This is a genomic window from Sedimentitalea sediminis, from assembly GCF_042687825.1.
In the GTDB taxonomy this organism is placed as follows: Bacteria; Pseudomonadota; Alphaproteobacteria; order Rhodobacterales; family Rhodobacteraceae; genus Sedimentitalea.
In genome coordinates, this window is record NZ_JBHUQE010000010.1 from 1 (window position 1) to 22,031 (window position 22,031).

The 22,031-nt window shown below is 64.6% G+C and carries 22 protein-coding genes; 8 read left to right on the top strand and 14 right to left on the bottom strand.

The annotated features are described in order from the left end of the window. Positions 1–660: 660 nt before the first annotated feature. The 3 genes from ACFMPD_RS09840 (at position 661) to ACFMPD_RS09850 (ending at position 2,735) form a co-directional block, all read left to right on the top strand. On the top strand, positions 661–1,242 hold the full coding sequence (locus ACFMPD_RS09840; RefSeq protein WP_380993682.1) for a hypothetical protein: 582 nt from the start codon (positions 661–663) through the stop codon (positions 1,240–1,242). 73 nt (positions 1,243–1,315) lie between these two features. Further along, positions 1,316–1,978 carry a DNA-3-methyladenine glycosylase I gene (locus ACFMPD_RS09845; protein WP_380993684.1) on the top strand — a complete coding sequence of 221 codons (663 nt, stop codon included), beginning with the start codon at positions 1,316–1,318 and terminating at the stop codon, positions 1,976–1,978. A 73-nt stretch (positions 1,979–2,051) separates the two neighbouring features. Continuing rightward, positions 2,052–2,735 (top strand): hypothetical protein, encoded by a 684-nt coding sequence (locus ACFMPD_RS09850; RefSeq protein WP_380993686.1) that lies wholly within the window; start codon positions 2,052–2,054, stop codon positions 2,733–2,735. On the opposite strand, the gene ACFMPD_RS09855 is transcribed toward ACFMPD_RS09850, so the two are convergent. The 8 genes from ACFMPD_RS09855 to proS form a co-directional block, all read right to left on the bottom strand. Next, entirely contained in the window at positions 2,732–3,133 is a 402-nt protein-coding gene (locus ACFMPD_RS09855) for a c-type cytochrome (protein WP_380993688.1), read from the bottom strand. The genes ACFMPD_RS09850 and ACFMPD_RS09855 overlap by 4 nt on opposite strands. Before the next feature lie 15 nt (positions 3,134–3,148). Further along, a complete protein-coding gene (locus tag ACFMPD_RS09860; RefSeq protein ID WP_380993689.1) occupies positions 3,149–3,553 on the bottom strand; it encodes a c-type cytochrome in 405 nt (134 codons plus the stop codon). Between the two features lie 257 nt (positions 3,554–3,810). Next, positions 3,811–4,500, bottom strand: a complete 690-nt coding sequence (locus ACFMPD_RS09865) for an ABC transporter ATP-binding protein (RefSeq protein WP_380993691.1) — start codon at positions 4,498–4,500, stop codon at positions 3,811–3,813. Then, positions 4,493–5,779, bottom strand: coding sequence for a lipoprotein-releasing ABC transporter permease subunit (locus tag ACFMPD_RS09870; RefSeq protein ID WP_380993692.1), 1,287 nt, complete (start codon positions 5,777–5,779; stop codon positions 4,493–4,495). The genes ACFMPD_RS09865 and ACFMPD_RS09870 overlap by 8 nt, the downstream gene beginning before the upstream one ends. 60 nt (positions 5,780–5,839) lie before the next feature. Then, entirely contained in the window at positions 5,840–6,811 is a 972-nt protein-coding gene (locus ACFMPD_RS09875; RefSeq protein ID WP_380993694.1) for a DUF6492 family protein, read from the bottom strand. Further along, on the bottom strand, positions 6,808–7,656 hold the full coding sequence (locus ACFMPD_RS09880) for a glycosyltransferase family 25 protein (RefSeq protein WP_380993696.1): 849 nt from the start codon (positions 7,654–7,656) through the stop codon (positions 6,808–6,810). The genes ACFMPD_RS09875 and ACFMPD_RS09880 overlap by 4 nt, the downstream gene beginning before the upstream one ends. Then, entirely contained in the window at positions 7,653–8,543 is an 891-nt protein-coding gene (locus ACFMPD_RS09885) for a glycosyltransferase family 2 protein (RefSeq protein WP_380993698.1), read from the bottom strand. Before ACFMPD_RS09885 ends, ACFMPD_RS09880 begins: the two co-directional genes overlap by 4 nt. A gap of 4 nt (positions 8,544–8,547) precedes the next feature. Continuing rightward, a complete protein-coding gene (gene proS, locus ACFMPD_RS09890) occupies positions 8,548–9,888 on the bottom strand; it encodes a proline--tRNA ligase (protein WP_380993700.1) in 1,341 nt (446 codons plus the stop codon). Between the two features lie 202 nt (positions 9,889–10,090). On the opposite strand from proS, the gene ACFMPD_RS09895 reads away from it, so the two are divergent. Genes ACFMPD_RS09895 through ACFMPD_RS09910 form a run of 4 tightly spaced genes read left to right on the top strand, consistent with a single transcriptional unit; the run spans position 10,091 to position 15,663 of the window. Beyond that, the gene (locus ACFMPD_RS09895) at positions 10,091–11,158 is read left to right on the top strand and encodes an AI-2E family transporter (RefSeq protein ID WP_380993702.1); all 1,068 of its coding nucleotides are present in this window, start codon (positions 10,091–10,093) and stop codon (positions 11,156–11,158) included. Position 11,159: 1 nt separating this feature from the next. Further along, complete coding sequence (locus ACFMPD_RS09900; protein ID WP_380993703.1) at positions 11,160–11,840, top strand: P-loop NTPase family protein; 681 nt, start codon at positions 11,160–11,162, stop codon at positions 11,838–11,840. A gap of 43 nt (positions 11,841–11,883) precedes the next feature. After that, entirely contained in the window at positions 11,884–14,070 is a 2,187-nt protein-coding gene (locus tag ACFMPD_RS09905; protein WP_380993705.1) for an RNA degradosome polyphosphate kinase, read from the top strand. Positions 14,071–14,124: 54 nt separating this feature from the next. Then, the gene (locus ACFMPD_RS09910) at positions 14,125–15,663 is read left to right on the top strand and encodes a Ppx/GppA family phosphatase (protein ID WP_380993706.1); all 1,539 of its coding nucleotides are present in this window, start codon (positions 14,125–14,127) and stop codon (positions 15,661–15,663) included. 16 nt (positions 15,664–15,679) lie between these two features. On the opposite strand, the gene ACFMPD_RS09915 is transcribed toward ACFMPD_RS09910, so the two are convergent. The 5 genes from ACFMPD_RS09915 to scpA all read right to left on the bottom strand — a co-directional run bounded on the left by ACFMPD_RS09915 (position 15,680) and on the right by scpA (position 20,654). Continuing rightward, the gene (locus ACFMPD_RS09915) at positions 15,680–16,078 is read right to left on the bottom strand and encodes a hypothetical protein (RefSeq protein WP_380993708.1); all 399 of its coding nucleotides are present in this window, start codon (positions 16,076–16,078) and stop codon (positions 15,680–15,682) included. A gap of 38 nt (positions 16,079–16,116) precedes the next feature. Further along, positions 16,117–17,130, bottom strand: coding sequence for an endonuclease/exonuclease/phosphatase family protein (locus tag ACFMPD_RS09920; RefSeq protein ID WP_380993709.1), 1,014 nt, complete (start codon positions 17,128–17,130; stop codon positions 16,117–16,119). Next, the gene (locus ACFMPD_RS09925; protein ID WP_380993711.1) at positions 17,130–17,810 is read right to left on the bottom strand and encodes a TerB family tellurite resistance protein; all 681 of its coding nucleotides are present in this window, start codon (positions 17,808–17,810) and stop codon (positions 17,130–17,132) included. Before ACFMPD_RS09925 ends, ACFMPD_RS09920 begins: the two co-directional genes overlap by 1 nt. A gap of 229 nt (positions 17,811–18,039) precedes the next feature. Next, positions 18,040–18,525, bottom strand: coding sequence for an MAPEG family protein (locus ACFMPD_RS09930; RefSeq protein WP_380993713.1), 486 nt, complete (start codon positions 18,523–18,525; stop codon positions 18,040–18,042). Continuing rightward, positions 18,525–20,654, bottom strand: a complete 2,130-nt coding sequence (scpA, locus tag ACFMPD_RS09935) for a methylmalonyl-CoA mutase (protein ID WP_380993715.1) — start codon at positions 20,652–20,654, stop codon at positions 18,525–18,527. The genes ACFMPD_RS09930 and scpA overlap by 1 nt, the downstream gene beginning before the upstream one ends. Positions 20,655–20,967: 313 nt before the next feature. Here scpA and ACFMPD_RS09940 point away from each other — a divergent pair, with 313 nt between their 5' ends. Then, on the top strand, positions 20,968–21,504 hold the full coding sequence (locus tag ACFMPD_RS09940; RefSeq protein WP_380993717.1) for a DUF4174 domain-containing protein: 537 nt from the start codon (positions 20,968–20,970) through the stop codon (positions 21,502–21,504). A gap of 4 nt (positions 21,505–21,508) precedes the next feature. On the opposite strand, the gene ACFMPD_RS09945 is transcribed toward ACFMPD_RS09940, so the two are convergent. Further along, entirely contained in the window at positions 21,509–21,979 is a 471-nt protein-coding gene (locus ACFMPD_RS09945; RefSeq protein WP_380993718.1) for a hypothetical protein, read from the bottom strand. Between the last annotated feature and the right edge of the window lie 52 nt (positions 21,980–22,031).

Consider the following 22,031-nt stretch of genomic DNA (forward strand, 5'->3'; position numbering starts at 1 on the left):
GCCGATTTGTGCAACAAGGCCAGGACTAGTGTCTCAGATGCCGGTAGTTGATATTCTAAAGAACCTTACCGACAACGCCGATCATAAACTATCTGAATAGCAGTGAGAATTCAGGCTTTATCTTGACATGTAGACCCAATCGCCCGGGACCCCGTCCCGGGCCGCGCCCGACCTCCCCCACGGAGAGGGCGCATTTCATGCCCCCTCGATGCTGACGCACCCCTCCGGCCTCATTTGATCCACCGGATCAAATGCAAGGCGGCCTCCGGCCCGAGGTCGGGCACGGCCCTGATGGTGCGCAATGTGGCCGCTGCGTCCGGGGCGCCGCCCGTTCGACCCTGAAACTGTCCCCCGGACAGTTTCCGAGACGGGCTTCACCCTCCCCGTGACGCCAGTTAGGGTGTGCAGATCAAACATGGCGCGCCTCTGGAACGACGGGGTGTGCAGCCGCCGATAGCGCGGCGGTATCGGTGGGGACCAGACGACAGCCCGGTTAACCCCTTGGAAACAGCGGTTGACGTAGCCTGCAATCCGGTCCCAAAATCGTCCCCGGGGTGCCGTGACCAGGTCACCGCCGCCGGGCAGGTGCATGGTCTTGCGACCCGACCCGAACCGACCCGCTGCATGAGGCCCCATATGGTTGCCAGGATACGAACGCTTATGATCGCCACCCTGATCGCCGCCGCGACGGGCTTTCCGGTCATGGCCCCGGCCCAACCGACCGAATGGCAGCGCGTGCAGGACTGGACCATCTCGTTCTACCCGACCGCCGGCGGTTGTCAGGCCTTTGCCATATTCGAGGATTTGACCGCCTTTTTCATCGGTTATGACACCACTGGCGACGTTCTGGCGCTGGATGTAACCATCATGGACAAGCGCTGGGCCTGGATCGAGGATGGCGGCGCATACCGGGTGCGGCTGCGCTTTGGCGACCAAAGCCCCTGGACCCTGAACATGGACGCGTTGTGGCTGAACGGCATTCCCGGCATGCATATCCTGATCGATGCCGCCTCGGGCGATGCCGAACAGTTCATTGCGCAGTTTCAGCGCGAGCACGAGATGCAGTTCCAGCATGGCCAAACCCGACTGGGCCGCTATCCGCTGGATGGCTCGCGCAAGGCGTTTCAGCAGGTCCGCGACTGCCAGAGCCACTACGACAAGACCGTGTCCCGCGCGCCGGTGCCGGCCGGTTCGCTGGCGCTGAACGACGCGCCGGAAAAGGACACGCGGGCAACGCAGTAACCGGCACGGCGCATTGCGGGCTTGCCAACCTGTCGGTTGCGCGTGAACATGGCGCGATCTGGGACCTGGGCACATGCAGCATTTTGACGACATCTTTGACATCGCCGCCGGTCGCCACGGCGGCTCTGACGCGCTGAACCAGCAATTGACCCGACCGGTGCCGCCGGAAACTCTGCGCGATCTGCCCGAGGATCGCTGGCTGTCGATCATCACGCGCTGCATCTTTCAGGCCGGGTTCAGCTGGAAAGTCATCGAGGCCAAGTGGGACGGGTTCGAGACCGCTTTTGACGGGTTCGACCCGGGAAAATGCGCGATGATGGATGACACCAAGTTCGACGCGCTGTTGCAGGACAAAAGCATCGTGCGCAATGGAACCAAGATCGCCACCGTGCGGGACAACGCCGCCTTTCTGCTGGAACTGCGCGACCAGGGCGGGGCCGGCGCGGTACTGGGCGGCTGGCCGAGCACCGATTTCATCGGTCTTCTTGATCTGCTAAAAACCCGCGGCGCGCGCCTGGGCGGTGTCTCGGGTCAATATGCGATGCGTTTCGCCGGACGCGACAGTTTCATCCTGTCTCGGGACGTGACCGCCCGGCTGATCGCCGAAGGCGTCATCGACAGGCCCGCGGCATCGAAAACCGCGATGCGGGCGGTTCAGCAGGCGTTCAACACCTGGATGGAACAGTCTGGCCGGTCCCTGACTGAAATCAGCCGGGTGCTGGCAATGAGCCTGTGACATGGGCGCTCCGAGGTTTTGCACTGCGCGCCCGTGGGATCTGTCATCGATCGAAAGGGGAAAACCCGTCGCCATGATCGCGCGCCTGCTGTTTCTGGCTTGGCTGCTGGTCGGATGCGGCCGCCCGCTGACCGAGACCGAAACTGAGTTTGCCCATGCCCTGCAGGGCGCTGAACTGAATACCCAGCGGGTGCGCCTGGTCCGGGGCGCGCCGGTCGCCGCCGTCACCTTTCGCCGCGAGCCGCGCCCCCGGCTGACCTGCCGCGAGCGCATTCTGCCGCCGGCCAGGGGCGAAGTCGTGACCAGCAAACCCGCCGCGGTGACCCTGTTCAACCGGGTCTATTTCGACCGGAAATGGTATCTGGAAAACTATCTGCCGGGCTATCCGGACCGCCTGTATCTGGTCGAATCCATGCTGCTCGCGCATGAGTTGACCCATGTCTGGCAATGGCAGAACCGCGCACGCACCGGGTACAGCCCAATGCGTGCCGCAGCCGAACACGGCAGCACCAAGGACCCATATCTGTTCGATCTGGACGGTGCGCCGGATTTCCTGAGCTATGGTTTCGAACAGCAAGGCGCCATCGTCGAGGAATATGTCTGCTGCCGTGCCCTGGCGCCGGACGCGCCGCGCACCAAGCGTCTGCACCGGATGCTGAGCGGAGCCTTTCCGGTCGCCGATCTGCCCGGCCCACAGCGCGAAAGCGACGTTTACCTGCCCTGGAAGGGCGCAGAGTTGCGGGGCATCTGCGGCTAGGGGCTCTGGATGCCTTCGAGATAGGCCAGCAGCGCAGCCAGCGGCCGCGGTGTTGGCGTCAGCCGGCCATCAACCTCGACCGGCACCAGATCGCCGGTCAACAACGCGCCGAATTCCGGCATCATCTGCGCCGAGACCCGGCCCCTGCCATAACCGTCGATTTGCGACAGCACCCGCGCACGTGGGAACTGGCCGCCATTGCGGGCAGAGATCGCGGTCAGGTCCGGGGCGCGCTGGCCGCTATCCGGCACCACACCGCCCTGCCCCCGCGTTCCGTGACACTGGGTGCAGTTCTCGGCGAACAACCGCGCCCCCTCGTCGGGGCCGGGCATTTCGACCTCGGTACAGGCGGTTAGCACGACCAGAACAGGCACCGCGCACCAGACCAGACGGATCATCTCAGGCCACCCCGGTCATTGCACCTGTACCGACTGCAGATAGGCCAGCAGGTCGACAATGGGCTTACTCGTCAGAATCGGCTGACCGCTGGGCGCCTTGATCGCGGTGTCATCGCCCTCGAAGAAGAACCCGTAGACCGGCATCGGACTGCCATGGCTGACCAGCGGGTCGCGCCCGTCGATGCGCTGCACGATCCGCTCGGTGGGAAACACGCCGTCATTGTCGGCCTGAAGGGCGGTCAGGTTTGCCGGCGGCACCAGCAGGACTCCGGCCATCGGACCCTGTCCTGCGGCATCAAGCCCATGACATGTGGCGCAATGCACCCGAAACAGTTCTTCTCCGACACCTGCGTCCTGCGCCAATGTCGGCAGCGCAACGCAGACCAAGAGGGCTGCAAAGGAATTCCGGACAATCTGCATCTACTCTTTCTCCTCGGTTTTCCGCAGGCTTGGGCACCTGTCCATGGCCGGGTCGGCCCGTCCATTTGGTCAAGCGGCTTGCCTGTCGCCACTTGCTCTCGGCCCACATTATCAAGCCCGTCACCACAGTGAAGCCCTTTCAGGACACATCCGATACGATAGGCAAATTCGGGCCTTTACCCTTAGAATTGAGAAAATCCGACCGCGCCGCAATGACTCAGATCAACGGGTCAGCGGGTCCGGATGGCCCGCGTCCCTCAGACGGGGTCCTGCGTGAGCAGACCGTTGCCCAGGCGCAGCACCCGGTCCATCCTTGAGGCCAGTTCCAGGTTGTGAGTGGCGATCAGCGCCGACAACCCGGACCCGGCCACCAATTCCATCATGGCGGCGAACACCTGTTCTGATGTGCCCGGGTCCAGATTGCCGGTCGGTTCGTCCGCCAACAGCAGACGCGGCGCATTGGCCAGCGCGCGGCAAAAGGCGACCCGCTGCTGCTCGCCGCCCGACAGGGCCGCCGGTCGGTGATCGGCGCGCGCGGCGATGCCTACCCGGTCCAGCAGATCCATCGACCGGGCCTGCGCCGCTGCCGCCGAAACGCCATTGGCCAGTTGCGGCAGATTGATGTTCTCGACGGCGGAAAACTCGGGCAGCAGATGGTGGAACTGATAGACAAACCCGACATCGCGGCGACGCACCCCCGTCCGCCGCCGGTCGCTTTGACCCGTCATGTCCCGGCCGCAGATCGCGACGGCCCCGTCATCGGGCACGTCCAGCAGACCGGCGATATGCAGCAGGGTCGATTTGCCGGCCCCCGATGGCGCCACCAGCGCCACCGCCTCGCCCGGCGCGACCCGCAGGTCGACGCCGCGCAACACCTGCACCTCTCCGGGCAGACCGCGCTTGTAGGTCTTGGTGATGGCGCGCAGATCCAGCACAGCGTCACTCATAGCGCAGCGCCTCGACCGGGTTCAGCCGGGCCGCCCGCCGGGCCGGAAACAGCGTCACGATAAAGGACAGGCCCAGTGACAGGCCGATGGCCGACAGTACATCCGAAAGATGCAGTTCCGCCGGCAGGTTGTAGATGCCGCGGATCGACGGGTCCCAGACTCCGCCGCCCATGGCATAGTTCACAAAGGAAAAGATCGGGTCGATATAGAGCGCAAACAGACAGCCCAGGATCACCCCCGTCGCCGTGCCGATCAGCCCGGTCGCGGCCCCGCAGATGAAAAAGACCCGCATCACCGACCCTTCGCTCAGCCCGATCGTGCGCAGGATGCCGATGTCGCGCCCCTTGTTCTTGACCAGCATGATCAGCCCGGAAACGATGTTCATCACGGCGATCAGCACCAGGATGGACAGGATGATGAACATCACGTTGTCCTCGACCTCGAGCGCGCGCAGAAACCCGCCGGAGGCGTCGCGCCAGGTCCAGACCTGCGCCCGCTCGCCGGCGGCGCGCAGGATGTCCAACGCCAGCCCGTCGACATGGTCGGGGTCCTGCACCATCACTTCCAGTTCGTCCGCCGCGCCCTCGCGGTTAAAGAACCCCTGCGCCTCGGCAAAGGGCAGATAGACCCGGGTACGATCGATATCATAGCGCCCGGCGGAAAAGACATAGACCACCTCATAGGCATTGACCCTGGGGCTGGTGCCAAAGGCGGTCCTGACGCCGTTGGGCGAGGTCAGCTTGATCCGGTCGCCAACCCCCGCGCCGATGGCACGTGCCACCCCCGAGCCGATGGCCACGCCGTCGGCGAACCGCGTCAGATCGCCAAAGGATTGTTCGGCCTCTGCGATGCCGGGCAACGAGATCAGGTCCGCAGCAGCGATGCCGAAAACCTCGACACCGGCGCTGTTCTCGCCCCGGCTGGCCAGCACCTGCCCCTTGATCAGCGGCGCCACTCTGGTCACGCCCGGCACCTGCGCCACACGGGCCGCCATGTCATCATAGCCGGAAATGGTGCGGTCCAGCCGCCCCTGGTCGTCGACCGTACCGGCGGAATAGACCGTGACATGGGCGTTTGCCCCCAGGATCGTGCCGACGAATTCCGAGCGGAACCCCGAGCGCACGGCCAGAGTCGCGATCAGCGCGAACACAGCCAGCGTGATGCCGATCAGGCTGATCCATGTCATCACGCTGACCCCGCCATCGGCGCGCCGCGCGCGCAGATAGCGCCAGGCGATCATCCATTCGAATGGCGCAAAAGGCGCGGGGCTGCGGGCCATGTCAGCAGGCTCCATCCGTTGGTCTGCGGTTACGGTTTCGGGCACGTTAGCCCGGTCGGCTCATGCATCGGCCAACACGGGCCGGGCATCAAGCCCCCGCGCGTCAAACAGCGCCAGAATGCGTTGCCGTTGTGGCCCGGTCATCGCAACCGCCGCCTTGCGGTGCAATCCAAAGGTCAGCGGCGCGCGGGACTCGGTCTCGCTCAGAATCCGGTCGACCGTCGCATCGTCAAAACCTGCCCACAGCCCGACATGGCCGCGTTCACTGCGAAAGAACGCCCGATCCGGACCGCCGAAATGTTTCAGGCAATAGGCAAAGATCAGCATGAATTCGGACGGCCGGCGCTTGGACGCGAACAGAACCTGGACCGGACCATGCCGGGTTTCGATCTCGTGCAGCACGTCCAGCAGCAATTGGCGTGCGACCGGATAGGGTGTGGAATAGCCGGTGGTTTCCGATATGTCGCCGCTGTCGACCGGCACGTCCAGCACGTCCAGGCTTTCGGTCAGCCAGTTGCGGTGATGCGGCGGGCGCACCGGCTCGAATGTGGCGCTGGCGCGCCCGGCGGCGTCGAACAATTCGTTTTCAAACGGCGCGCGCAGAAAGATGTTCTTGCCGTCCAGGATGACCATGCGTTCCGAGGTCGCGGCCCGGGCCGAGGCCAGCTTCAGCGCCTGCTGCAACCGGTAGCCGTTGCCGCCCCGCCAGCCGCCCCGGCGCAGAAAGGGCAGCCGGAACCGGTTGTCGACATAGATGCACTCAAACAGCGATCGCCGCCGCCGGCGCTGCGGGTCGTGCAGGACCGTGTCGCCCGACACGATGCGCACCTTGGGCCAAAGCCGGCCATACAGCGCCTGCATCCCATCCAGTTGGGCGCGCAGGCGATCCTCATCGACATCGTTCAGCACCAGCAGGATTGAACTGACCGCCGCCGGTTCCAGAAACCGCGCCATGGACTGCGCCTGCAGGCGCAACAGCGTGAGATCGCCTTGAAAGACGATGGTGACATAGGTGATGGGCGGGGCCGTCACGCGCGATACTCCGGCAAATCGGCGGCCAGGTCCGGGCAGAGCACGCCGCCGCCGCGCGCGATCAGGCGGCGGTCGGTGCCACCGGCCTGAGCCAGCTTGCGTGTCAGGCGCCGCGCTTCCTTGAGCAGACGATAAGTCAGCGGCCCCTTGCCGGCCTTGCGGCTGCGGGCGGGTCCGTCGCGCTGGCTCTCGGCAATCGTGCCGGGTATCGGCCCGGCCGGCCCGGCGACACAGCTCATGCCCTGCACCGCCACCGCCGGAAACACCTGCACCGGCGTCAGCCCCGGCCGGGGACGGAACAGGAAATCGTCCAGAGTCTCGCAATAGGCACCCGACGCCGCCACCAGCAGCCGGGCCGCCTCGGCGCCAATCGCATAGCAGGCGGCACTGGGCACAGCCTCGAGAATGGGGCGCACTGTCCAGTCGCCCATCTGCTGTGCCGGCCCATAGCGCCGCGTGGCAGCGAACCCGTCCAGCTTGACGACACCGAACCGCGGCAGGTCCAGCGCCTGCAAGGCGGTCGAAAAACGCTGCGACACCAGGATGTCATCCTCGCAGATCACCGCACCGCCGGGGTGGCGTTCGGCCACCTGCCGCCAAAGCGCCAGATGGCTTTCGAACACCGCCTGTTCGCTGGTTTCCAGTTCCCAGCGGTCACCCCAGATGTGCGGCGCATAGCCCGGCGCGCGAAAACCCGGCGCGCTGGCGTCGATGGCAGAGAACCGGGTGGTTTGATCGGCCAGCCCCGCCGCGGCGAACTGGGCGCGCACGAAATCCCAGCGTTCGGGCATGCGATCCAGATTGATCACCCGGATCGGCAGGGCATGGGTCGTGTCCCCGGTCATGACACCGCCCCCTTGTAGCGCCGCCAGGGTTGCAGGCCGCGGCGAAGGGACTTGCCGAACCCGTGCAGGGCTGCGCGCCGGATCGCCGGTGCTATGTCGCGGCGCAAGAGCATTTCGGCCATCAGGCACAGCGGCATGTGACCTTGAAAATAAAAGCGTTTGTAGTCGTCCAGCGTCAGGGACGCAGCACTGCGGCAGCCCAGGAAAAAGCGCTGCCAGGCACGCGCGTAATCCAGCGCGACCTTGTCGTCATTGGCCGAAACACCCCGGGTCCAGAACAGCGACAGTGGCACATCCACCCGCAATCCGACATAGCCCCGACTGACCATGCGCAGCACCAGATCGTAATCGGCGGCCACCGGCAAAGCTGTATCGTGCCCGCCCAGTTCCAGAAACACCGAACGCCGGATCAGCACCGAGTTGTGGCAAAACGGCATGCGTTGCAGCACGGCCTTGAGATTGGTGCGCCGGGCGACATGCGCCTTGCCGCCATCATCCTGACTGGCGGTGGTGCCATAGGCGAAATCGGGTGCATGTTGCTGCAAATGCGTCTGCATCTGCCGCAAGACATCTGCCGCGGCCAAGGCATCGTCGGAATTCAGGAACAGAACATAGTCGCCACCGGCGCGCGCCACCGCCCGGTTCATCGCGTCATACAATCCGCGATCGGGTTCGCTGGCGAAGATCGTGTTCGGATCGTCGCCGATCACCGCGCGGATCAGTTCTTGGGTGCCGTCGCCGGATGCGCCGTCCTGAATGACATGCTGCAGCCCCGGACAGCCCTGTTCGCGCACGCAGGTCACGGCACGTCTGAAACTGTCGGCCCGCCCGGCCTCGATCAGATTGTAGGTCACGGTGATGACCGAGATCGTCGGCGGGCTGTGCATCAGCTCACGCGGACTTGCCGTAGATACGGGCCACGCGGGCCAGCGCCTCTTCTGGCGGCAGTTCCTCGCTGATGCCGCTGCGGCGGCTGGTCAGTTCGACGACGCCGTTCTTCAGCCCGCGCGGCCCGACCGTGATGCGCCATGGCAGGCCGATCAGGTCCATCGTGGCGAACTTGCCGCCGGCGCGTTCCTTGCGGTCGTCATACAGCGGTTCCAGCCCCAGCGCGGTTAGCGCGGCATAGAGCGCCTCGCAGGCCGCATCGGCCGCGTCATCGCCCTGTTTCAGGTTGACAATGCCGCAATGGAACGGGGTCACGCCCTCGGGCCAGATGATGCCGTTCTCGTCATGGCTGGCCTCGATGATCGCGCCCAGCAGACGCGACACGCCGATACCATGGCTGCCCATGTGCACCGGCACCGGCTTGCCTTCGGCATTCTGCACCGTCGCCCCCATGGCTTCGGAATATTTGGTACCGAAATAAAAGATCTGCCCCACCTCGATGCCGCGGCTGGTCCTTCGCCGCGCCTCGGGGACGGCGTCGAACCTGGCTGCGTCGTGGGTTTCGTCTGTCCGCGCATAGGGCGTGGTCCATTCCTTGACGATGGCGGCACACTCGTCCCAGTCATCATAGTCCACCACCCGGTCGCCGAATTTCAGGTCCAGGATGGCACTGTCATAGAACACCTCGGACTCTCCGGTGTCGGCCAGCACCAGGAATTCATGCGTGTCATCGCCGCCGATGGGGCCGCTGTCCGCGCGCATCGGAATCGCCTGCAGCCCCATCCGCTCGTAGGTGCGCAGATAGGCGACCATATGGCGGTTATAGGCGTGCATGGCCGCATCCTTGTCGATGTCGAAATTGTAACCGTCCTTCATCAGGAATTCGCGCCCGCGCATGACCCCGAACCGCGGGCGGATCTCGTCGCGGAATTTCCACTGGATATGATACAGCGTCAGCGGCAGGTCCTTGTAACTGCTGACATGGCTGCGAAAGATATCGGTGATCAGTTCCTCGTTGGTCGGGCCATACAGCATGTCACGCCCGTGCCGGTCGCTGATCCGCAGCATTTCCTGGCCGTAATCGTCATAGCGCCCGCTTTCGCGCCACAGGTCGGCCGATTGCAGCGTCGGCATCAGCATCGGGATATGACCGGCGCGCACCTGTTCCTGATGGACGATATTCTCGATGTTACGCAAAACCTTAAAGCCCAGGGGCAGCCAGGAATAGATGCCGGCCTGGGCCTGTTTGATCATCCCCGCCCGCAGCATCAGACGGTGGCTGACGATTTGCGCCTCGGCGGGATTTTCTTTCAGGACAGGCAGGAAATAGCGGGACAGGCGCATCGGCGGGCTCTTTATGAAACTGGGTTTGTCGCGGTCTATGCGAAACCGGCGCGTCAGGCAATCGGCCATTGGTGCTTTGGACCACGCCCGGCCTTGCCGGTCCTTGAAACCGGCTTTGCCCGCGTGCCGAAACCGGCCCCGCCCCCTTGAAACCGGACAGGCGATGGGCGATGTCAGGACGGTATCACAACCGGAACCCGTCATGTCTCTTCCCGTCAAGGATCAGCTTCGCTATTGGGGCATCGCCACCGCCGTCTTTGCCATCGTGCTGTGGTTTCTGGGCGATGTGCTGCTGCCCTTTGTGCTGGGCAGTGCAATAGCCTATTTCATCGACCCGGTCGCGGACCGGCTGGAACGGGCCGGGTTGTCGCGTACCGCCGCCACGGCGGTGATCACCATCGTCGCGCTGCTGGTGGCGATCGTCATGGGGCTGATGGTCATTCCGACACTGATCGCCCAGACGATCGATCTGATCGACGTGATGCCGAAACTGATGCAGGATCTGCAGAATTTCATCGGCGCCCAGTTCCCCTCGCTGCTGGTCGAAGGCTCGACCGCGCGCGAGACCCTGACCTCGATCGGCGAGGCAATCAAGGAACGCGGGCCGGAACTGATCGAGTCGGTGCTGGGGTCGGCCATGTCGGTCCTGAACATCGTGATCCTGCTGGTGGTGGTGCCGGTGGTCTCGGTCTACATGCTGCTGGACTGGGACCGGATGATCGCCCGCATCGACGGGCTGCTGCCGCGCGACCATGCCCCGGTGATCCGCCGACTGGCCGGCGAGATCGACGCCACGCTGGCCTCTTTCATTCGCGGCATGGGCACGGTCAGCCTGATCCTGGGCACCTATTACGCCATCGCGCTGATCCTGGTCGGGCTGCAATTCGGGCTGGTCGTCGGGTTCATCGCCGGGCTGGTCACCTTTATCCCCTATCTGGGGGCCCTGATCGGTGGCGCGCTGGCGATCGGTCTGGCGTTGTTCCAGTTCTGGGGCGACTGGGCCACAATCGGCCTGGTCGGGCTGATCTTTGTGATCGGACAGGTCATCGAAGGCAACGTCCTGACCCCGAAACTGGTGGGTCAATCGATCGGTCTGCACCCGGTCTGGCTGTTGCTGGCCCTGTCGGTATTTGGTGCGCTGTTCGGTTTCGTCGGCATGCTGGTCGCGGTTCCGGTGGCCGCCGCCCTGGGCGTGGTCGCGCGGTTTGCCGTGGAACAATATCTGGGCAGTCGCCTGTATCGCGGCCTGTCCAAGCAGGACGCGCCCTGACATGGCCGAACAGCTCAGCTTTGATCTGCCGGCAAAACCGGTACTGGGGCGCGACGATTTCTTCGTTTCGCCGGCCAATGCGCTGGCGGTGGCGATGATCGACAGCCCGGCGACCTGGCCACAGGGCCGGCTGGTGCTGACCGGCCCCGCAGGATCGGGCAAGACCCACCTGGCCCATGTCTGGGCCGACGCCACCGGGGCGAGGATTCTGGCGGCGCGGGATCTGGCGGATTGCGATGTGGCGGCGCTGGCCCAGGGTCCGGTGGCGGTCGAGGACGTGCCCGCCATCGCCCGCGATCCGGCGGCACAGAACGCGCTGTTTCACCTGCACAACCTGCTGACAGCGGGCGGGTTTCGCCTGTTGATGACCGGCCGGCGCGCGCCCAACCTGTGGGACATGTCGCTGCCCGATCTGCAAAGCCGCGTCCAGGGCGCCACGCATATGGCGTTGCAGGCACCGGACGACCGTTTGCTGGCAGCCGTCATGGCCAAGCTGTTCGCCGATCGCCAGATCACCCCGAAACCCGATGTCATTCCCTACCTGCTGCACCGCATGGACCGCTCGTTCCGGGCCGCCACAAACCTGGTTCTGCGCCTGGATCAGGCCGCACTTGCCCAGAAACGAACCCTGTCGCGCCGGTTGGCGGCAGAATTGCTTGGAGAAGCTGACAATAATGAATAGACCCGTTACTTTGCCGTCACATAATGACACTATCGACGCCACCATGACCCAAGCCGATTTTCTGGATTCGCCGTTTCCGCCCGCCGTCACCCTGCCCGATACCGACATCACCGGGCCGAACCGGTTCCACAATCGCGAACTGAGCTGGCTTGGATTCAACTGGCGGGTTCTGGAAGAGGCCGAAAATCCCCGTGTGCCGCTGCTGGAGCGACTGCGGTTCCTGTCGATCTCGGCCAAGAACCTCGAAGAATTCTATACGGTCCGCGTGGCCGGCCTGCGTGAACTGGCCCATGCCGGAAACACCACCCCGGCTGCGGACGGTCTGACCCCGGCGGAACAACTGGTCCTGATCAACGAGGATGCCCGCCGCCTGATGTACGCGCAGCAGGACGTGCTGACCGCGCTCAAGGCGGAAATGGAAGACGCGGGCATCACCATCCTGTCGCGCGAGGAGCTGACCGAGGCGGACCGGGACTTTCTGGCGGATGTCTTCATGAACCGGGTGTTTCCCGTGCTGTCGCCGCTGGCCATCGACCCGGCGCATCCGTTCCCGTTCATTCCCAACACCGGCTTTTGCCTGGCGCTGCAACTGGAACGGACCCGCGACAAGCGGGCGCTGCAGGCGCTGCTGCCGATCCCGCACCAGATCGACCGGTTCACCGCTCTGCCGTCCGAACCGGGCCAGCACCGGTTCCTGCCGCTCGAAACCCTGCTGCTGGAACACATCACCGGCCTTTTCCCGGGTTACCGGCTGAAGACGCAGTTTCAGTTCCGGGTGTTGCGCGACAGCGATCTGGAGGTCGAGGAAGAAGCCGAGGACCTGGTACGCGAGTTCGAAGTCGCGCTGAAACGTCGCCGCCGCGGCGAAGTGGTGCGGATGACCCATTCGGCCGGCGCCCCGGAAAAGCTGAAGGCGACCATCATGCAGGAGCTGGGCGTGGAACCGGCCGAGGTGGTCGAACTGGATGGCATGATCGGCATCGCCAACCTGGACGAACTGGTGCTGGACAGCCGCCCCGACCTGCTGTGGCCATCCTTCACCCCCCGGGTGCCCGAGCGGGTCACCGATCACGAAGGCGACATGTTCGCGGCGATCCGGCAAAAGGACATGCTGCTGCACCATCCCTATGAAACCTTCGACATGGTGGTGCGCTTTCTGACCCAGGCGGCGCGCGATCCGGATGTGGTGGCCATCAAGCAGACGCTGTACCGCACCTCCAAGGACTCGCCGATCGTCGGGGCCCTGTGCGAGGCCGCAGAGGACGGCAAGTCGGTGACCGCACTGGTCGAGTTGAAGGCACGGTTCGACGAAGCTGCCAACATCCAGCAGTCGCGACGGCTGGAGCGGGCCGGCGCGCATGTGGTCTATGGTTTTCTCGACCTCAAGACCCATGCCAAGATCAGCACCGTGGTGCGCCGCGAAGGCGACAATCTGGTCACCTATACCCATTACGGCACCGGCAATTACCATCCGATCACCGCGCGTATCTATACCGATATGTCGCTGTTCACCTGCGACCGGGCTCTGGGGCGTGACGCCACCAAGGTGTTCAACTTCCTGTCCGGCTATGTGCAGCCGGACACGCTGGAGAATCTGGCGATCTCGCCCCTGACGCTGAAATCGCGTCTGCTGGAAATGATCGAGGCCGAAATCGCCCATGCCAAGGCCGGCCGACCGGCAGAGATCTGGGCCAAGATGAACTCGCTGATCGACAGCGAAGTGATCGACGCGCTGTATCGCGCCAGCCAAGGAGGGGTCAGGATCAGCCTGGTGATCCGCGGAATCTGCGGGCTGCGCCCGGGCATCAAGGGACTCAGCGACAATATCCGCGTCAAGTCGATCGTCGGCCGCTTTCTGGAACATTCGCGCATCGTCTGTTTCGGCAATGGCCACGGGCTGCCCAGCAAGAAGGCGCGGGTCTACATTTCGTCCGCCGACTGGATGGGGCGCAACCTGAACCGGCGCGTCGAGACTCTGGTGGAGATCAACAACCCCACGGTCAAGGCGCAGATCGTCAGCCAGGTAATGGCCGCAAATCTGGCGGATGTGGCGCAGAGCTGGGTGATGCAGCCGGACGGCAGCTTTTCGCGCGCCACTTTGCCCGAGGGCGTGTTTGCCTTTAACTGCCATCGCTTCTTCATGGAGAACCCGTCCTTGTCCGGGCGCGGGTCTGCCGGGGCCTCGGACGTACCCAAATTGACGCACACCGATGAGGCCGTCAGCAATTGACCCACGCAGGTGTATCGCGCATTTTGGGGAAACGCCAATCGGGAAACCGCGAATTTGCAGACCGAGTCATCCACACCCGATTGGGGTCCCTTCGGACGCCCCCTGTTTGACAGCCCCAGCGCGCGTGCGCTGTCGCGGGTCGGGGTCGTGGATGTGGGGTCGAACTCGGTCCGGCTGGTGGTTTTCGACGGCGCGGCGCGCAGCCCGGCCTATTTCTACAACGAAAAGATCATGTGCGCCCTGGGCGCCGGCCTGTCGGAAACCGGGCGCCTGAACCCCGAGGGCCGCCAGCGCGCCTTGGCGGCGATCCACCGGTTTCAGCACCTGGCCCGCGGCATGAACATCCCGCCCCTGACGGCGGTGGCCACGGCGGCGGTGCGCGATGCCGAGGATGGCGCCGAGTTTCGCGAAGAGATCCTGCGCCGGACCGGGCTGCGGGTCTGGGTGATCGACGGCGAGGAAGAGGCGCGCCTGTCGGCCCAGGGCGTGCTGCTGGGCTGGCCCGGCTCTTACGGTCTGGTCTGCGACATCGGCGGCTCGTCGATGGAACTGGCCGAGATCAAGGATGGCCGCGTCGGCAAGCGCGTCACTTCAGCGCTGGGTCCGCTGAAACTGGCCGGCATCAAGGGCGGTACGCGTGGCCGCAAGGCGCACATAAAGGACGTGTTGGCCGATCTCAGCGACCGCATGGGTCCCCAGCGCGACCGGCTGTTCCTGGTCGGTGGCAGTTGGCGGGCGTTTTCCCGCATCGACATGCTGCGGCGCAATTATCCACTGCATGTGCTGCATGAATACCGGATGACCGGCAAGGATGTGCGCGCCACCATCCGCTTCATCGAAGAGAACGATCCGGAAAAGCTGCGCGCCGAAGCCGGCGTCTCGTCCGCGCGGATGGCGCTGCTGCCGATGGCCTGTCAGGTGCTGAGCCGGCTGGTGCGCAGCTTCAAACCCAAGGACATTGCCGTCTCAAGCTATGGCATCCGCGAAGGCATGCTGTACGAACAGATGCCGCAGGCGCTGCGCGATCGTGATCCCCTGATCGAGGCCTGCAGCTTTGCCGAGGCCAAGGACGCGCGCTTTCCGGGGTTCGGCAAGGCCCTGTTCGACTTTATCATCCCGCTGTTCAAATCCGCGCCCGCCTCGCAGAAACGTCTGATCCAGGCCGCCTGTCTCTTGCACGATGTCAGCTGGCGGGCGCACCCGGACTATCGGGCCGAGATCTGTTTTGACAACGCCACCCGCGCCAATCTTGGCGGGCTGAAACACTCGGAACGGGTGTTCCTGGGCATGGCCCTGCTGCATCGCTATCGCAACAAGCGCGAAGGAACCCGTTTCGAGGACATGTTCGGGCTGCTGGACGAAAAACGCCAGTTGCAGGCCGAGGTTCTGGGCAAGGCCATGCGGTTCGGCGCCATGCTGCTGATGCAGGAAAGCGAGACCAAGAGCAGCCTGCGCTGGTTCCCGAAAAAGCAGCAATTGCAGTTCCGCCTTTCTGCCGACGCCCGTCCGCTGTTCGGCGAGGTCGCCGAGCAGCGGTTACAATCCCTGGCTTCGGCGCTGTCGGCGGAATTGTCCGTCATTCATTTGCGGTAACACGACTCGGGTCGGCTCAGAGGTCGATCTGACCGGGCGGCGCAGGTTCGGGGGGCGGCTTTTGACCGGGGGACGGCGGGGCGTCAGGCGTCGGCTGCTGCAGTTGTTTCTTGCGCAGGATGATGTCGCCATTGGGCAGGATTTCCGGCGGGTGATAGGCTGACCAGTCTTTGACCTGGTCCAGCATGTCGCCAAAGGCGGGCCCCATCTCTTCGAGAAAACTGAACAGCGCCGGGCCGTAATCGTCGACCAGCCTGCGCATGTTCTGCAAGGCGGGCGACATCTCCTCGCGCAACCCCTCAAAGAACAATTCCATTCCCCGCTCCATCAGGTCGGACCCGTCATTCGGGGACTGGGCAGAGACCGGAGAGACGGTCAGGATCGTGGCAAAGGCCAGGGCTGCATGCTGTTTCATGCGGCCAATATAGGTTCGGCTGCGCGCGGTTTCAAAGATCAGATGTCGATATCCAGCGAGACCGGGAAATGATCCGATGCGGTCAGCAGCGCATGGCGCAATTCCTCGACTTCCCAGCACCGCGTATCGTCGAATGGATGCCAGATACGCCAGGCCGGCCGCCGGGCCATCAGATCCGGCGAGACCATGATATAATCCAGCAGCGCCTGCAGATACCGCTTTTCGTGATGCAGGCGGAACCGCGCCGTGGTCGGAACCGCGCCCAACCGCCGCTGTAACGCCTTGCGGGCATGCGGATCATAGAGATCGTCGCCCAACAGAATCTCGACCGAGGACCGCCCGAACAGGTGTTCGAACTCGTCCAGCCCCGGACCGTCGTTCAGATCGCCCATCAGAACGACCGGCACCTGTTCGGCCAGGTGATGCTCGATCCGCGCGCGCAGCCAGATCGCCTGGGCCAGTTGCTTGCGCCGGTTGGCGATCGACAGGCGCATCGCCGCATCCCGGTTCGCGGCCCCGTGCGGCGCCTTGGATTTCAGATGCGCACCGATCAGCCGCAGCTGCGTTCCAGTGGCGGTGGTGACCGCCAGTTCCAGCGGCGGTTTCGAGAACTGCACCAGATCCTCGGTGGCGTCGATATCCAGGTCGATCCGAAAGGTTCCATCGAACCGCGGCGCCTCGGTGCTGCCCTTTCGACCGACCTCGTTGCCGATCGGATCATGCCGCGCCGTCAGGACCTTGGGGTCATACAGCAATGCGATTTCCTGATGCGTGTCGTTGGCAAAGCCGATAAGCGCACGATTGCACCGCAGATCGAAAGCCGCGGCAAAGCCCTCCAGTGCACGAACCGTGTCCTGGCGCCGACCGGTGTTGGGGGCCTCGATGATCATCACGCCATCCGCGTCCAACGCCGTGAACACCTTGCCCAGGGCCTCGATCTGCTGTGCGCGCGTGACCCCCTGCCGCCCCGACCAGCCGTCGTCGACGATCAGGCGGTCGTGATCGTCAAACAGATTGGCGAACCACTCGACATTGTAGGTCGCCAACCGCATCAGGCGGACTTTTCGTTGATGTCGTCCCAGGCCCGGTTGATGTCGATCAGGCGCTTTTCAGCCAGTTTGACCGCCTCTTGCGGCACGCCCCGCGCCATCATGCTGTCGGGATGGGTTTCGCGCACCAGCGTGCGCCAGGCGCGGCGAATTTCGGGCAGGGGCGTGTCCGGCGACACCCCCAGAACCGTATAGGGATCGGGCCGCGCATCCGGCACGAACCGCGCCCGCAACGCCCGGAACTTGTGGTCGGGCACGCCGAAAATGTCGGCGACCTCCTCGAGAAAGCGGTTTTCGCCGGGGTGATAGAACCCGTCCGCCATGGCGATGTGAAACAGACCCTCCATCAGATCGCACAGGGTCTTGGGATCGTCTTCGAACATCCGGCCGATTCGCCGCGCATAGTCCTGAAACCCGGCCACGTCTGTCCGGGCCAGATTAAAGACCCGCGCCGCGCCGGCCTCGTCCTTGCTGGCGATCTGAAAGACCTCGCGAAAGGCCGTCACCTCGTCGCGGGTCACCTGGCCATCGGCCTTGGCCATTTTCGCCCCCAGCGCGATCACCGCGATGGCAAAGGCGACGCTTCGTTCGGGGCGGCTGCGCAGGCGGTCAAAGACCGCGGTCAGGCTTTCGCCCTGCGCAAGTGCCGACAACGCATCGGATATTCGAGACCAGAGTGACATGTCCGCAGTCTATCCCTCCCGGCCCGGACTGTCAGGTGCGCCATCTGGTCCCGGTGGCAAAATCTTCGGCACCGGGTCGGAACCGGTGAATGGCCGGCCGGTAACGCGACTTGCGGAAGAAACGGATTACAGGTCCGCATGCGTGCCAGCGGCCTTCCGGTGCCAGACCGCGACGCTCCGGCGGCCGAGAAAGCCGGCGCTCCGGACCATCCGGGGGTTTCCGACCGGCTCAGAAGATCCAGATCGCCAAGGTCCAGATCGCGGCCAGGATCGTCGGATAGAACGTGCCGGCAAAGCCAAAGGCGCGCAGCGGCGGCGCGGCATGATAGCCGATCCAAAACGCCAGCCGGGCGATCCCGAACCCGACCCCCAGCGCCAGAACGACCGCGCCCCCTGCGGCAAAGGCCACGAACGGCCAGACCGCGATCGCCAGCACCAGCTGTTCCATGGTGTTGGACAGCACCCGCTGGTCGACCCAGGCCGGGCTGCCCGGCGCAAATTCCTCGCCGTCGATGAGCGCGTCGTCAAAGAACCGGCGCTGCGCCAGGCGGCCGATCATCGCGATCAGCACCAGACCGGGGACAAAGAAGGCCCCCGGCAAGGCCAGCGCCGGCGGCAGATAGGCCGGATCCGCCAGATGCACCCCGCCCACGAGCGCCAGCGCCCAAAGGGCGCCGGCGGCCATGCCGAGCAGTATCTTGCGCCGCTTGCGCATCACCCCCGCGTTGATTTGATGAGATCGATGACGTTTTTGGCGGCGTCGGGGATGTTGGTTCCGGGGCCGAAGATGGCTTTGACGCCGCGGTCCTTGAGGTAGTCGTAATCCTGTTGCGGCACGACGCCGCCGCAGATCACCAGGATGTCCTCGGCGCCCTTGGCCCTGAGGGCTTCGACCAGTTGCGGCGCCAGCGTCTTGTGGCCGGCGGCCTGGCTGCTGATGCCGACCACGTGCACGTCGTTGTCGATGGCGTCCTGGGCCGCCTCTTCGGGGGTCTGGAACAGCGGCCCGACATCGACGTCAAAGCCGATATCGGCAAAGGCGGTGGCGATCACCTTGGCGCCGCGGTCATGCCCGTCCTGGCCCATCTTGACCACCAGCATGCGCGGCCGCCGACCTTCGGTCTCGGCGAAATCCTCGACCGTCTTCTGGATCGCGGCAAAGCCCTCGTCGCCCTCGTAGGCGGCGCCATAGACCCCGGCCAGGGTCTTGACCTCGGCGCGGTGGCGGCCGAATTCCTTTTCCATCGCCAGGCTGATCTCGCCGACCGAGGCGCGGGCGCGGGCCGCCTCGACCGCCGCCTCCAGCAGGTTGCCGCCCTCGCGGGCGCGGCGGGTCAGTTCGTCCAGCGCGGCCTGGCAGGCGGCATCGTCGCGGGTCGCGCGGATCTGTTCCAGCCGGGCGATCTGGCTGGTGCGCACCCGGTCATTGTCGACCTCGAGGATGTCGATCGGGTCTTCCTTGTCCTTGCGGTACTTGTTGACCCCGACGATCACCTCTTCGCCGCGGTCGATCAGCGCCTGCCGGCGGGCCGCGCTTTCCTCGATCCTGAGCTTGGGCATGCCGCTGGCCACGGCCTTGGTCATGCCGCCCATCTCTTCGGCTTCCTGCATCAGCTCCCAGGCCTTGGTGGCCAGATCGTTGGTCAGGCTTTCGACGTAATAGGACCCGGCCAGCGGATCGACCACCTTGGTGATGCCGGTCTCTTCCTGCAGCACCAGCTGGGTGTTGCGGGCGATGCGGGCGGAGAATTCCGTCGGCAGCGCGATCGCCTCGTCCAGGGCGTTGGTGTGCAGGCTCTGGGTGCCGCCCAGCACCGCGCTCATCGCCTCGCAGGTGGTGCGGATGACGTTGTTATAGGGGTCCTGCTCCTGCAGGCTGACACCGCTGGTCTGGCAATGGGTGCGCAGCATCTTGGAGCGCTCGTTCTTGGCGCCGAACTCGGTCATCACCCGGTGCCACAACAGCCGCGCCGCGCGCAGCTTGGCCGCCTCCATGAAGAAATTCATGCCGATGGCAAAGAAGAAGGACAGCCGGCCGGCGAACTTGTCGACATCCATGCCCGCCTCGATCGCGGCGCGCACATATTCCCGGCCATCCGCCAGCGTATAGGCCAGCTCCTGCACCAGGTTCGCCCCGGCCTCCTGCATGTGATAGCCGGAAATCGAGATCGAGTTGAATTTCGGCATCTCGTTGGAGGTGTATTCGATGATGTCGCTGATGATCCGCATGCTGGGCTCGGGCGGATAGATATAGGTGTTGCGCACCATGAATTCCTTCAGCACGTCGTTCTGGATCGTGCCCGACAGCTGCGCCTTGTCCACCCCCTGTTCCTCGCCGGCGACGATGAAACTGGCCAGGATCGGGATCACCGCACCGTTCATCGTCATGCTGACCGACATCTGCCCCAGCGGGATGCCGTCAAACAGGATCTTCATGTCCTCGACGCTGTCGATCGCGACGCCGGCCTTGCCGACATCGCCCTGCACCCGCGGATGGTCGCTGTCATAGCCGCGATGCGTGGCCAGGTCGAACGCCACCGAACAGCCCTGCTGGCCGGCGGCGATGTTCTTGCGGTAGAACGCGTTGGATTCCTCGGCCGTCGAAAACCCGGCATATTGCCGGATCGTCCACGGCCGCCCCGCATACATCGTCGCCCGCGGACCCCGCACAAAAGGCGCCGCCCCGGGGATCGACCCCAGATGCCCGATCCCCGCAAGATCTTCCTCGAAATAAACCGGCCGAACCGGTATCCCCTCCGCCGTCGCCCACGTCAGATCATCGACCGGGCGCCCGCGCAGTTCCTTTTCAGCCAGTGCCTTCCATTCGTCTTTCTTGCTTGTCATCGTGTCTTCCTCTTGTCTTTTCGGTCAATAGCGGCGTTCACCCCGCCCATGTTTCATATGGCGATCCGGTCACCGGCGGCTGGCAGACCGCGATCTCTTAGAGAACCCCGGCCGGGATGCGCCATTGGCGCCGGGCCGGGATCCGCTGAACCGCCGGCAAAACGCCATCGCGGCACGGACCGCTCCGGCAGCGGCGTGTGGCGCAAGTCCATGTCCCACGATGGGATCGGGCAATCTTTGCCCCGCGGCATGCTCCGGTCCTGGCCTGCCAGCCGCGCCGGGCTTGCCTCTGCCGGCCCCGCCAATCACCACCGTGCAATCTCTATCGATGTTTTTACGGGCCGGTGCGAAATCAACGGTCGCATTCACCGGATCCGCACCTATATTTGTTCCGACAGGAGACAAAATGAATCGTATGTTAGCCATTGTTTTCGCCGCATTTATCCTGAATGCAGCCCATGCCCAGGACATGGAGGAAACGCCCAAGGCCGACATCATCCGTTCTGCAGGTGACAGCGATCTAAGTGAATTTTTATGGATCAACCGCCCGATCGTGGTGTTTGCGGACTCGGCCGCCGATCCGCGATATGCCGAGCAGATCGAGCGCCTGCAGGGCGGGCTGGACAGGCTGGCCGAACGCGATGTTGTGATCCTGACCGATACCGATCCGGCAGCCGCGTCGCCGCTGCGCCGGAAATTGCGCCCGCGGGGGTTCATGCTGGTGATTGTGGGCAAGGATGGCGGCGTCAAACTGCGCAAGCCGCTGCCCTGGACCGTGCGCGAGATCACCCGCTCGATCGACAAGATGCCCGAGCGGGAACGCGAGATTAACCAGAAACGCGGCTTCTGAGCCATCAGATACTGCCCCGCGTGAAATACACGCGCTGCTGGCTGCGATCAAAGATCGACAGAGTCTTTTCCTGCGGATCATAGAACAGAACCGTGTCGGGGTCGGTCAGGGCCGCCGCATATTGCTTGGCGACCGTCTCGGTCATGCAATCCTTGGCGGCCACACCCGCCGTGATGACCCCCAACCCGTCCGGAAGATCCAGCGCCATGATCGCCTCGGATACCCGGCTGGGGTCGACGCCGGGAACGTCAAAGGCGACGGCGGTGCCCTGGCGCAGCAGGCGCACGCCCTTGCGGATCGTGCGCACCACTGTGATGGTTTCCCGAATTTCGGGTCCCTGCACCGCGAACGCTGCCGCGGTGCATTCGATGGTCGATTTGAAATAGGCGGTTTCACCCAGAACCAGCCAGCGTTCCAGCCGGCCGCGCACCGACTGTTCCCGGTCCTGGGCACAGGCCGTCAGCGCAACCCCCATCAGGATCGCAATGGCGGCGCGCCCAGGAAGGCGGGATGTCCGGCTGCCGCTC